A 12,031-nucleotide genomic window follows, 5' to 3' on the forward strand; every position below is an offset into this window, starting at 1 on the left:
GGGGCGGGAGCCGGTACCTGCGGGCCGGTCCCGGTCACCGTTCTGGCCGGCGAGGATGGCGTAGCTCAGTCCCTTTTGGCAGGCGTCGAAGGTGGTGGCCTTCGGATGAGTGTCGAGATGAGCCCATGTGTCCGGAGACGGTCCGCCGGTGGGCACCACGCCGCCGGCCAGCCAGCTCGGTGTGGGCGCACACGACGTGCTCGACGACGCGGTGGCGGTTGCCGTCGCGGTGCGAGTGATTGTCGATGGCGCAGCCTGTTGCGAGTTGTGGCAGCCTGCCGCAAGCACGAGCACACCGAGCATCACCGCCGATACACAGAGTCGCCGGATCACGAGGCCTCCCCCTTCGTCGACGCTTGTGATCACAGTCTTGTGGTCACAGTATCGTGATCGCGTGCGGGTGTATTCTCGATTTGCCTTCTCGCGCGTCACTCGTCGATCTGTCCCGACGACGGCTGGTGTTGGAACCAGCTCTGACACAACAGGTCTCGAGGCTCGGCGCTGGCGCGCCTCACACCTCGAACAGCGGGAGGAAGGGGCCGACGCGCTGACAAATGTCGGACGATCGAATGACGCCGGGAGTACGGAACCAGCAGCGGCACAATTGGTCTCGATGCTCACAGCTGGCGCGCCTCACACCTCGACCACCGATTATGGGGCCGGCGGAAAGGGCGGGCGTCAGTGACCGGGGGTCGGGGGGCGACGCAGGATGAGGGATTCGACGGCCTCGTGAGGGACGCGGTCATGCCACCGGGCGGCGTTGGTGTCGTAGAGTCGCTCACCTTCCTTGCGGGCCATCTCGGCGTCGAGGAGGTATTCGCGGCAGCGGGCTACGAATTCGGCGTCGTCGTCGTACGGGGTGAGACCGAAAACCGGACCCAGGGAGCCGATGGCGGCCGAGGTCCCGACGACGGGCAGACCGATGCTCGCGGAATCGAGGATCTTCACCCGCACTCCACCGCCGGTGCGCACGGGTGCGATGAGGGCACGACAGGTACTCAGGAAGGCGGTGATGTCGTCGACGAAGCCGAGGTCGCGGACGCCGTCGGGCAGCGTCGGTTGTTTGGCGCCGGCTTTCGGGGCACCGATGACGCAGAGTTCGGCACCGTCGATGCCCTTCGAGATCTCCGGCCACAGACGCAGGGCCTCGAGGAAGGCTTCCTGGTTGGGTGGCCAGCCTCGGGTACCCATGAATGCCAGTCGCGGCGGCGCAATGTCACGATGGGCGGGAACCCCGGGCGGCAGGGTGAGATCGATCCATCGCGCGTTCGGAACACCGTTGTCGCGGTAGTACTGCGCTTCCTCGAGATCATAGCCACCGAGCGCGTCGGCCTGGCGGGCGACCCTCAACTCGTCGGCGGTGATCCGCGGCGCCTCGAGCCGACCGATGGTGCCGCGGGTCAGCTTCCACACCGACGACTCCGGATTGACGGTGCTGATGACAAACGGTGCCGAGACACTGTGGCGCGAACGCAGAAACGCCTCCGCCATGTACGAGTGCTCGGCGAAATAGACGTCACTGCAGGTGGCGTCGAGAGCATCGACCAACTCGTCGACGTCGTAGCGGACGTGGCACAGACTGCGTCGCGTCGTCACGCTCTGCCACGCCAACGACGGGCCCTTCACCGCCGGTTTGGGCACCCGGACGATACTGCTGTCTGCGTTCGGCCCAACCCCGTTGCTCGACAGACACACCGCACGCACATCGAAGTTCTCCCGGGCGATGTCCATCATGACGCGCGACAGCGCGATGTCGCCGCCGTGCTCGTGCTCGGGGTCCTTCGACAACAGAAAGGTCACCGACGTCATCTCATTCACCCTCTCTGACAGTCTGTTCCGGAGCCATCGCAGCCTGCTCGGCTTCCACCGCGGGAATCGGACGGCGCACCGCAGCGAGGTAGATGGCCAGCAGCAGCGCATCGGTCACCACCGACGCAATACATGCACCGATCGATCCCCAGTGCGCCAACGCGAACACCAGCAGCAGCTTGATCGGGGCGAGCACGCCGGCGGCAACGCTGCGGACGATGTCGCGTCGTTGCACGTACAACACCGTCATCAGCACGAAGTTGACCACCCGCATCGCGACGAATACCCCGATGATCACCAGCGACCACGCCAGTTGTGTCGAGAACGGTGTGGCCAACATGACCAGGCCTGCGGCGATCACCGATCCGGATGTCGCCACCGCCACTGCGGCAATGTGTTTCGTGGGTGGACCGGCGCTCAGCGCACCTCCGGCCGCGCGTAGCGGCTCGTGATAGGTGTTGCCCAACGCCATGCCGAGTTGGGCTGCGGCCCAACCGACGGTGCTGGCGATCGCGTAGTACCCGGCGATGTCGGAATCGGTGAGGGCACCGAGCAGCAGGATGTCGCCTTGCATGTATGCCGCGTTGGCCAGGTGCTCGGCGAACAGCACCGCGATCAGCCGGGGATGGCCGGGAATGCCGGGGCGGTTGCCCGGCACCAGCATCAGCCCACGCGCGGCGACCACCACGTACGGCAGGGCGTAGAGCACGCTGGCCGCGGTCAGGTTCGGATGCGGTGCCACCAGAAGGTATCCGGCGCCGAGGACGATGCTGGAGAACTGGCGGATGGTGTCCATCCGCATCACCCGATCGGGGTGTCCGTCGCGCAGCGGGGCGCTCTTGACCGCGTTGAACACGATCTCGCCGCCACCGACGACCAGCGCGAACCACGCGAGATAGGAGAACGGCGAGCATGCCGCGCCGGCAATCATCAATCCGATGCCGAGCAGTGCCCGGGAGGCGCGTTCGGTGAGGAAACGTTCCTTGGACTCGCGGATCGCGCGGACGTTGAACGGATTGTCCAGTGGCGCAGCGATGATCGCGCCCAAAGCGAAACCCATCGCGTACTGGCCGTACGATCCGACACCGAGGTGGGCGACGACCACAATGGTCCACAGCAGCCCGGAGGCACGGCCACCGTAGGCCCACCCGGCGGCGACCACCGCCTTGATCACGTTGCGGCGACCATCAACGGGAGTCGGGGCGTCGGTCACCGTCACCGCGACCCCGCAGGCTTCTCGGAGATCGAAGAGCTCTCTGACGCCGACGTCTCCCCCAACACCGACGACCACACCGAGACATAGCCCCCGATCACGGTGTCGGGTTCACGCAGCTTGCGCATACCTTCCACGCTCGCGGCCATCACCGCCAAACGCTCGGTGTCGTCGATGATCTCGACGATCTTGCCGGCGAGCGCTGCGGGTGTCTGCTCAGCCGTGACGCCCTCGTCGATCGCCACGGCCCCACCCTCGGCCCCCAACTCTCGCAGCGCACCGTGACCGGTGGTGACGATCGGCGTCAGGTGACTGATGGCGTCGGCGACGACACCCGACGACGGATACGCGGTGCCGTACGGGCTGCGATCGCCGTACGGCACCACCAGCGCCCGGATGGACGCGAAGTAGCCGGCCATCTCCTCCTCGGCCAGCCCGCCGAGGATCTCGATGCCGTCACGGCGTGGCAGGTTTTCGGTCCCGCGGCCGGCGATCCGGATCGCGATGTCGTCGGGCAATTGGTCGCGCAGTCGTTCGACGTGCTCGAATCCCTTGCCCCGGTACACGAGTCCGAAAAGCCCGACGGCGCGCGGACGGCCGGGTGCGGCTGGCATCTCCGGCATGGCGCGCACCGTCAGGGGTGCGACGTGCACCGTGGCGTCCGGATACCGCTCCCGCAGCGATTGTGCACCGATCACGCTGGTGCCGAACAGAATCCGATCACCGAACACACCTCGCTCGACACGACGTGACACCGCCCGCATCGGGAAGTGCAGACCATGGTTGAGCAGTCGCCGGCGCTGAAGGAATCGGGTGCGCGCAGGCCACCACACCAGTCCGGGCGGGTCGTGCACCGTCGCGGAGATCGCCAGCTTGGCCGACGCTACGAAACCAGCTGTGGGCCAGAAGGATTCTACCGACCCGCCGGAGAACTCGGCATGCAGCACGGTCGGCCGCTCGGACGCCGCGATCAACTCGGTCAGGTGTCGACGCCGACGACGTAGGTCGGCCACGGTGTCGGACCCCGGGCTCCCGTGTCGGACCTCGATCACCTCGGCAACGTGGCCACGTAACGTCTCGGCAAATCGCACCGAATAGGAGCCCACCCCACCGCATTCGGCGCGCGGGCCCACGTGGATCACCCGTAGATCCGCCAACTCTGCCATCACAGTCGGCGTCAGTAGAACAGCGGCCGGTACTTGGGCCGGTATCGGAGCGCGGTCTCGGGACGTTTGGAGATGACGCGGGCGGGCACCCCACCGACGATGTCGAGATCGGCGACATCCTTGCCGACCATGGCGCACGCCGCGACCACCGCACCGCGACCGATGCTCACACCGCTGACAATGGTTGCACGACTGGCGATCCACACGTAGTCACCGATGTAGACCGGCTCGATGACGGGCACGAACTCCGGGCTGGCCGGGTCGTGTTTGCCGGCGATGATCTGGGTGTCGCTGGCGATCACCACGTTGTCGCCGATGCAGATCCCCGACCGGGCGTCGAAGAGCACCCGGAATCCGATGGAGCAGGCCTCGCCGATCCGGATCTGATCGATGTCGAAGACCTGGCAGCCACGCAGGATCGAGGTGTCCTTGCCGATCTTGGCGCCGAACAGCCGCAGGAAGGCCTGCCGGATGGTGTGCGACGGGATGAAGGTGATGAGGTTGTTGTACAGCAGGATTCCGACGCGATTGCGCGCCTTGGCGATCGTGGAGATGTCGTTGAACGAGTATCTCGGCGTGAAATCGTCCCGTTCGGGGACGGTGACGCTCGCCGGGGCTGCCACGGTCTCGTTGTCGCTCACACCATCTCCTTTGCCGATGCTGCCGGTCCGAGGTCGGTCGGGCGGAGTTCTGTCGCTCCGGGCTCTGCAGGTTTGGGGCCGGGAGTGCTCTCGTCGATCACCCGTCGGATCTCACTGATGAACGCGCTCTCGTCGAACTTGTGCACGTGATGGCGGATGACGTCGGTATCCCAGTCCATCGCCACCACCCGGTCCACCGCGTCACGGATCTGCTCGGGTTCGGGCTCGTCGAAGAAGTCACCGTTGATGCCCTCGACGACAGTGTCGAGGAATCCACCCCATCGCAACACCACACACGGCTTGCCGTACATCCCGCCCTCGAGCGGGGTCAGCCCGTAATCCTCGTAACTCGCCGCGACGACCGCAGTGCAGTGCTGATACAGCCACGCCATCTCGGCGTCGGTGAGGTCTTGCAGCATGGTGACATTGTCGGGGCAGATCGCTTGCAGCGCATCTTTTTCCGGACCGCGGCCGACGACCACGAGGCGGCGCTCGCTGCCCCGGAAGGCCTCGATGACCTTGTCGACGTTCTTGTAGGACAGCAGCCGGGAGATGCACAGGAAAAAGGGGGCATCGGTCAGCGACGCGTCGGGCGATACCGCACCCTCGACCGGGGCGGGCGCGGTCACCGGCGCGGAGACCACGGTCGAGCACAGTCCGTAGGTGGTGCGGATGCGGTCACGGACCGCATTGGAGATCGCCAGGTACCGATCGCAGCTGTAGGCGGCGCGACGGTCCCACCGTTTGAGTCCCGGCCCCATCGCCGACATGGCGAACCGTTTGAGTGTGCTCGGCGACTCCCCGAGGTACACGTCGGTCTGATAAAGCCACCGCGCAGGCGAATAGCAGTAGACGATCTTGGTTCCGGTCGTGGAGAAGCCGTGCGCCCACCCGCTGGTGCTGGTGAGCACGATGTCGGCGTCGATGACCATTCGTGATGCGGCAAACGGCAAGAGCGGCAACGCAGCCCGATGATTCTTGCGCAGGAATCCGATTCGGTTCACCGGCGAGGTCACGACGGTCTTGTCGGCGAACTCCGGATAGGTCTGATCGGGTTCGAAGAGCAGCGTGTGGATCACCGCGTCCGGGAAGGCCCGGCTCAGCGACAGCACCACCTTCTCCGCTCCCCCGCGCTGGGTCAGATAGTCGTGCGCTATGGCGATCCTTGGACGAGGAGCGTCATCAGTAACCACGGGTCCATCCATTCTCTGTGAGTACGCAGCAACACCGATCGCCGTGGCAGGCCAAGGCAGATGCACACGACCGCCACCTACGGGCGCATGCACAATTCGAACCACGGAATCGGTCAGTGCGTGCTGGGAATGCCACCGCATCCCTGGGACAGGGGAAACGCTAACACCGCTGCGGGTGATCGGCATCTCGAATGCATTGTGACCGGCATCTCTCGCGCATTCTGTAACGCCACTTACACGCGGTACGAAAACCATTCTTTGTTTCACATTCGGATTCCGAAGAATCCGGCGATCACCCCGCGAGAACGGACGCGGCGTATTTCGGCGTCCAATCGTTGGTGAACAGCGCCCCGAAGTTCTGCTCGCGGTCGGTGGTGGAAGTCCCCGAGTCGCGGATCGTGTAGATCAGCGTCGGACCGGCAAACCCGCAGTTGGCGGCATACCAGAGCATGTCGGTGATCTGTTTGGCCTGCTCGACCTGGCTCACCCCGTCGGGCGAATCGGCGGCGGTGGGTGCACCGATCTCGGTGAACCAGATCTTCTTGGCGCCGTCACCCCGTGCGATCATCAGGTTGCGCAGGCCGACGGTGTCGCTGATGACATTCTCCGGGTTGGTCGTGATTCCGCCGGGAAAGACGTACGGATGCATTGCGGCCGCGTCGAAGTAGCCTTGCACGCCGTTGTTGTACATCGCGGTGTAGTACGAGAGCGGAGAATACGGACCAACCGAACGCGCCAGACCGGCACTGATGACCGTCGCGCCGGGTTGGGCCGCCTTGACCGCCGTGTAGGCGGACTTGAGCAGCGAGGTGTAGCGGGCGGCGTCGACGCTGCCACCGAAGAACAGCGGCAGGTTCACCTCGTTCCAGATCTGATAGTTCGACACGTTGGCCTTGTACCGTGCGATCAGTGCACGCAGGAAGGTCGAGAGGTCACCGTTGTCGGTGGGCGGAGCGGTGAAGAAACTGCCCGCCGGCCGCGACCAGGCCGGCGACGACACCACCGTGGCCAGCACTTTCAGTCCGTGCGCGCGGGCCGAGTTGATCAGTCGGTCGGGCGTCGACCAGTTGTAGGTGCCCCGGGTCGGCTCGATGGTGTTCCAATCGATGACCACTCGCAGCCAGCTCGCCTTGGTCTTGGTGACGCCGTCGAGTTCGCGGTTCAGATCGGCCTGCGACAACCACAACATGTCGCTACCGCCGGCGAACCCGTAACCGTCCGCCGGGATGGACACCTCGGCGCTCGCGCGGCCCGGCTCGGCGCCGACCATTCCCACACCGAGGACGGCGATGACGACGAGAACGATTGAGAAAAACCGCAAACGGTGCACCACACGCGGCATGACATGTTTCATGCACGCATCGTAACCAGAGCTTCTGACACATTCTTCATGGGAGATGAAATACATGTGAATTGCGTGACAATCGCCCCAATGCTGTCCAATTCCGGTAACTCGGCGCGCCAATACTCGCGCCGCATGCGAACATCTCTTTGTCGGACCCGAGGCACGGGCTCGCCGACGATGCTGCGTCCACGGCATCCACTCACTTCAGAAAACGGGGTTGGCATGAAAACCGCGCTCATCACCGGAATCACCGGTCAGGACGGCCTCTATCTGTCCGAATTGCTGCATTCCAAGGGTTACCGAGTCGTGGGACTGGTTCGGGGACAGAACAATCCGAAGGCCGACGCCCTCGCCGCGTCCCATCCCTTCGTGGAGATCGTCTCCGGGAATCTGCTCGACCTGTCGAGCCTGATGCGGGCGATGGCCTTCGCCGATCCCGACGAGGTCTACAACCTCGGTGCGGTCTCCTTTGTCGCGTACTCGTGGCAGAACGCCCGCCTGACCAGCGACGTAACCGGTACGGGCGTACTCAACGTGCTCGAGGCCGTGCGCCTGCACCAGGACACCACCGGCAAGCAGATCCGCTTCTACCAGGCCTCCAGCTCGGAAATGTTCGGCAAAGTGCAGGAAGTTCCGCAACGCGAATCGACGCTGCTGTGGCCGCGCTCGCCGTACGGGGTGGCCAAGGTCTTCGGTCACTACATGACCATCAACTACCGCGAGTCCTACGGCATGCATGCCAGTTCGGGTGTTCTGTTCAATCACGAGTCCCCACGTCGCGGGCCGGAATTCGTGACCCGCAAGGTCAGCCGTGCGGTCGCACGCATCCATCTCGGACTCCAGGAGTCGCTGGCGCTGGGCAACCTCGACGCCAAACGCGATTGGGGTTTCGCCGGCGACTACGTGCGTGCGATGTGGCTGATGCTTCAGCAACCCGCGGCCGACGACTATGTGATCTCCACCGGCGAGACCCACTCCATCCGCGAACTCCTCGACGTGGCCTTCGACGAGGTGGGCATCAGCGACTGGGAGCGCTATGTGCACATCGATCCGCGCTTCTTCCGTCCGGCCGAGGTGGACCTGCTGATCGGTGACTCCAGCAAGGCGCATGCGCAACTCGGCTGGAAGCCGGAGGTCAACTTCGACGCTCTCGTCCGGATGATGGTGCGTTCGGACGTCGCGGCCGAATCCGGTTCCGTGACACGCGAAGTGGCGTGATGCCCCACCGCGCGCTGATCACCGGCGCGAGTGGCCAGGACGGTCGGCTACTCATCGCGGCACTCACCGAAAGCGGATGGTCGACCACCGGAGTGGCCGGGCCGGGCCGTACTCGGGAGCTCGACATCGCCCCGCCCGGGGACGCCGAGTGCGTGGCGGTCGATCTCGGCGACGTCGATGCGTGCGCGTCGGTGGTCGAGATGGTACGGCCCGACGTCATCTTCCATCTCGCCGCGGTGTCGTCGGTCGGTCAGAGCTGGCAGGACCCGGTGCACACCGGTCAGGTGAACGCCCAGGCGACGGCCGCATTGCTGACCGCAGCCCGGGATCTGGTGCGTGACGGCCATCCGGTGCACGTGGTCAACGCCTCCAGCGGAGAGATCTTTGCCGGCACACACAGTGCGCCGCAGAACGAGTCGACCCCGATCTGCCCGACGTCGCCGTACGGGGTGTCCAAGGCCTATGGCCATCTGCTTGCCGCGGCGTTCCGCGCGCAGGGGGTGGGCGTGTCGAACGCGATTCTCTATCCGCACGAGTCGCCGCTGCGGGCTCCGCACTTCGTCACCCGCAAGATCACCCGGGCGGTCGCCGAGATCGCTGCCGGAACGAGATCCGAACTCGCGCTGGGCAATCTCGCCGCCCGACGGGACTGGGGTTGGGCGCCGGACTATGTCGAGGCGATGATCTCGATGGCCACCGAGCGGGCCGACGACGACTTCGTGGTCGCCACCGGCGTCTCCCACAGCGTCGCCGACTTCGCCGGGGCGGCGTTCGCGGCCGCGGGCATCGCCGACTGGCATCGTCACGTCCGCACCGACAAGTCGTTGTTCCGGCCCGCCGACAGCATCGACCTGGTGGGCGACAGCACTCGGCTGCGGACCACGCTGGGCTGGCGCCCCACCAAGACCTTCAGTGAGGTGGTGGCGGCGATGGTCGAGCATGACATGACGTCGGTCGAGCATGCCGACGCCGCGGCTCAGCCCGCCGGGTCGGGCCGGACCGTGGCGTAGGCACGGAACATCCGCTCCCCCAACACCTGGGCTCCGGCCGCGTTGTAGTGGATGGCCTCACCGGGGTTGTGCATCCCCTCGGGGCCCTCGACGAAGACACACATCGCATGGCGCGACGGTGTATCCCGGTGTACGGCATCGATTCCGGGGTAACGGTCGTGGCCGGTGGTGATCTCCTCGGGCACCATCTGCCCGAGGACGAACGGCACGGTGCCGAAGCGGTCACGCAGCCGCCGGATGAGTGTGTCGAGCCGGTCCCGATAGGTCTCCGGTGCCGTCAGCGGTACGTCGCTCTCCCCCTGATGCCACAGCACCGCAACGAGTTCGGACTCGGGACCGGCGGCCCGGAGCGCGCCGGCGATCTGGGCGACGGCCCGGTCGAACAGATTGACGCGCACCGATCTCTGGTCGGGGTCCCAGCTGAATCCGTTCTTCGGGTGGAAACTGGTGTCGCCGCGGGCCGCGGGAACGAGCAACACGGAGCCGTCGATGTCCTCGGCGAGCAGCCGACCGAAGGTGGTCCCGAATCCGACACCCGCACCGGGGGTTCCGTGCAGCAATGGATCCTCGGCGAGCAGGATCCGTCCGCGGCGGCGTCCGCACCCGGGCCATTGATGCACCCGCGGATCGGTGACTGGTGCGGCCGAGGGATCGGTGAGCCGGCCCGCGCCATGGGCGTTGGACTGGCCGAGGACGGCAACGACCTGATAGGGCGGTGTCGGGGTGACCGGTGTGCCCGAGGCCAGTGCCCGTTTGACGGTGTCCTTCGCGCGGGTACGCCACTGTGCGGCCTTCGCGGCGTCGCCGTGAAGCCGCAGGTCGGCGGCCGTCGGGGTCTGATCGGTCTGATCGGTCATGGGGTCATCCTCCTGCGCAGGTGTCGGGAGCGGTTGCGCCCGTGAATCTCTGGCCGATCCATCCGAGGACCGCATCGCCGTTGAGGTCGCCGTGTCCCTTGTCCGGCTGGAAGTCGGCGTCGACGACGGTGCCGGCCGCACACAGTTCACCGATGTAGGCGCGAGTCCAGTCCGGATCGATGAAGGTGTCCTTGCCGCCGTAGGCGATGAGCAGCGGCACCGGTGTGTGGGTGACGGGCGCGCGGGATCGCATCAGTCGGGCCGTCAGCCGGTTCTGTGCGTCGATGGTGCGTGGCCCGATGTCGGTGGGGCGCAGTTGTGTGGCGACGGCCTCGCGTCGGGCACCGGCCGACGGTGCGCACTGCGACAACGCATCCCAGCCCGCCACGGCGGCGCCGGCGCGGTAATCGTCGAGGGCAACGGTGTGATCGCCACGTGCCCACGATTCGATCACCCATTGCAGCATCAGTCGCTGATCGGGGGTGGCGATGCCGGCGCGTGCCTTCGCGGCCACACCGACGACGTCGGCGGCCGGGGCGAGTGCGGCGGCACCGAGCATCTCGAGTCCCGCACCGTAGGTGGGGAATTCGGTGGCGGCGGCGACCACCGCCCCGCCGCCCTGGGAGCCGCCGTAGGCGACGAACCGCGGTGAGGTGTCGGCGAGCACCGCACGCGCGGCACGCACACTGTCGATGACGTTGAATCCGGCGGTGGGGGCGTCGAGATACGGGTGTATCCCAGGTGCGCCGAGTCCCTGATAGTCGGGCAGCGTCACCACATATCCCTGTCGGGCGAGGTTGCCGGCGAGCGCCCCGAGACCGTACATGCCCTTGGCGACCGACGGCGCACACGGCGTGTTGATCCCGGTGGTGCCGTGGGCGAAGGCGATCACCGGCCGGCCACCGCGCGGTGGGTCACCGGTACCGGCCACGACGACGGCGCTGACCACCGTGGGTGTGTTCGTGGTGGCGTCGGTGGACCGATAGGTCACGCGAAAGGCTTTGACCCCGGCGAGTTTCGTCGAGATCGGCAGCCCGTTGAACGTCTCCGTCGTCACCACCGATCCCGGGCCCTGGCCGGGCCGGAATCCCACCGACTCCTTGCCGACGACGAGGATCGAGGCGAGTCGCACCGAGATCACCACCACCAGCACGAGGAGCACGATCACCGCGACTGCGAGCAGACCGAACAGCACCCGGTGTCGACGGACGACTCCCGTGCGGCGACCACGGATGACTCCCGTCATCGCACCTTGAACCGGCGCGCATAAGTCATGGCCGGCTTCTCCACGAAATGGAAGGTCACACTGGCCAGCGCGAAGCTCACCGCGCTGCACAGCACGATGTTGACCGCCAACCCAGCCCAGGAATCCCCCTGCAGCACACCGAGCCTGATCAGCACGATGATCACCGGGAAATGCCACAGATAGATACTCAGCGAGATCCGCCCCAGATATTCCAGGGGCCGCCAGTCCAGGGCGCGGGCGAAGACGCTGTCGCCGCCGGCCGCCATCGGCAACACGATGATCAGGATGAGCAGACCGGAGGCGAGGGCGGTGAAGGTGGACTGGAAGTTGGAG

The 12,031-nt window shown here is 66.1% G+C and carries 10 protein-coding genes and 2 pseudogenes; 2 read left to right on the forward strand and 10 right to left on the reverse strand.

Annotation, left to right across the window (positions count from 1 at the left end):
- From B1964_RS12610 to B1964_RS12640, 7 genes and pseudogenes are all read right to left on the reverse strand, one after another.
- Positions 1 to 333: pseudogene (locus B1964_RS12610) on the reverse strand (hypothetical protein); the annotation flags it as partial.
- 345 nt (positions 334 to 678) lie between these two features.
- Positions 679 to 1,809: a glycosyltransferase family 4 protein gene (locus tag B1964_RS12615; protein WP_079930000.1), complete on the reverse strand. Its 1,131-nt coding sequence runs from the start codon at positions 1,807 to 1,809 to the stop codon at positions 679 to 681.
- 1 nt (position 1,810) lies between these two features.
- Positions 1,811 to 3,022: a hypothetical protein gene (locus B1964_RS12620; protein ID WP_253193981.1), complete on the reverse strand. Its 1,212-nt coding sequence runs from the start codon at positions 3,020 to 3,022 to the stop codon at positions 1,811 to 1,813.
- Positions 3,023 to 3,024: 2 nt separating this feature from the next.
- Positions 3,025 to 4,188: a glycosyltransferase gene (locus B1964_RS12625; RefSeq protein WP_079930001.1), complete on the reverse strand. Its 1,164-nt coding sequence runs from the start codon at positions 4,186 to 4,188 to the stop codon at positions 3,025 to 3,027.
- An 11-nt stretch (positions 4,189 to 4,199) separates the two neighbouring features.
- On the reverse strand, positions 4,200 to 4,829 hold the full coding sequence (locus tag B1964_RS12630; RefSeq protein WP_006372633.1) for an acyltransferase: 630 nt from the start codon (positions 4,827 to 4,829) through the stop codon (positions 4,200 to 4,202).
- Positions 4,826 to 6,022, reverse strand: coding sequence for a glycosyltransferase (locus B1964_RS12635; RefSeq protein ID WP_079930008.1), 1,197 nt, complete (start codon positions 6,020 to 6,022; stop codon positions 4,826 to 4,828). The genes B1964_RS12630 and B1964_RS12635 overlap by 4 nt, the downstream gene beginning before the upstream one ends.
- A gap of 292 nt (positions 6,023 to 6,314) precedes the next feature.
- Positions 6,315 to 7,376, reverse strand: a complete 1,062-nt coding sequence (locus B1964_RS12640) for a beta-galactosidase (RefSeq protein ID WP_079930002.1) — start codon at positions 7,374 to 7,376, stop codon at positions 6,315 to 6,317.
- Positions 7,377 to 7,589: 213 nt separating this feature from the next.
- Between B1964_RS12640 and B1964_RS12645 the strand changes: the two genes are divergently transcribed.
- Together B1964_RS12645 and B1964_RS12650 are read left to right on the forward strand one after the other, a co-directional pair.
- Positions 7,590 to 8,585 carry a GDP-mannose 4,6-dehydratase gene (locus B1964_RS12645; protein ID WP_079930003.1) on the forward strand — a complete coding sequence of 332 codons (996 nt, stop codon included), beginning with the start codon at positions 7,590 to 7,592 and terminating at the stop codon, positions 8,583 to 8,585.
- Positions 8,585 to 9,595, forward strand: a complete 1,011-nt coding sequence (locus B1964_RS12650) for a GDP-mannose 4,6-dehydratase (protein ID WP_079930004.1) — start codon at positions 8,585 to 8,587, stop codon at positions 9,593 to 9,595. The genes B1964_RS12645 and B1964_RS12650 overlap by 1 nt, the downstream gene beginning before the upstream one ends.
- On the opposite strand, the gene B1964_RS12655 is transcribed toward B1964_RS12650, so the two are convergent.
- The 3 genes and pseudogenes from B1964_RS12655 to B1964_RS12665 form a co-directional block, all read right to left on the reverse strand.
- On the reverse strand, positions 9,562 to 10,452 hold the full coding sequence (locus B1964_RS12655; protein WP_079930005.1) for a sialate O-acetylesterase: 891 nt from the start codon (positions 10,450 to 10,452) through the stop codon (positions 9,562 to 9,564). The genes B1964_RS12650 and B1964_RS12655 overlap by 34 nt on opposite strands.
- Positions 10,453 to 10,456: 4 nt before the next feature.
- Positions 10,457 to 11,698 carry an alpha/beta hydrolase gene (locus B1964_RS12660; protein WP_172398830.1) on the reverse strand — a complete coding sequence of 414 codons (1,242 nt, stop codon included), beginning with the start codon at positions 11,696 to 11,698 and terminating at the stop codon, positions 10,457 to 10,459.
- Positions 11,695 to 12,031: pseudogene (locus B1964_RS12665) on the reverse strand (acyltransferase family protein); the annotation flags it as partial. The gene B1964_RS12660 and the pseudogene B1964_RS12665, both read right to left, overlap by 4 nt.

The sequence above is a fragment of the Gordonia sp. i37 genome (genome assembly GCF_002043085.1).
In the GTDB taxonomy this organism is placed as follows: Bacteria; Actinomycetota; Actinomycetes; order Mycobacteriales; family Mycobacteriaceae; genus Gordonia; species Gordonia polyisoprenivorans.

Bases quoted from the DNA above. Each gene is read 5' to 3' on its own strand.
- B1964_RS12615 (WP_079930000.1), bottom strand. From the start codon at position 1,809: ATGACGTCGGTGACCTTTCTGTTGTCGAAGGACCCCGAGCACGAGCAC.
- B1964_RS12625 (WP_079930001.1), bottom strand. From the start codon at position 4,188: ATGGCAGAGTTGGCGGATCTACGGGTGATCCACGTGGGCCCGCGCGCC.
- B1964_RS12640 (WP_079930002.1), bottom strand. From the start codon at position 7,376: ATGAAACATGTCATGCCGCGTGTGGTGCACCGTTTGCGGTTTTTCTCA.
- B1964_RS12645 (WP_079930003.1), top strand. From the start codon at position 7,590: ATGAAAACCGCGCTCATCACCGGAATCACCGGTCAGGACGGCCTCTAT.
- B1964_RS12650 (WP_079930004.1), top strand. From the start codon at position 8,585: ATGCCCCACCGCGCGCTGATCACCGGCGCGAGTGGCCAGGACGGTCGG.
- B1964_RS12655 (WP_079930005.1), bottom strand. From the start codon at position 10,452: ATGACCGATCAGACCGATCAGACCCCGACGGCCGCCGACCTGCGGCTT.
- B1964_RS12660 (WP_172398830.1), bottom strand. From the start codon at position 11,698: ATGACGGGAGTCATCCGTGGTCGCCGCACGGGAGTCGTCCGTCGACAC.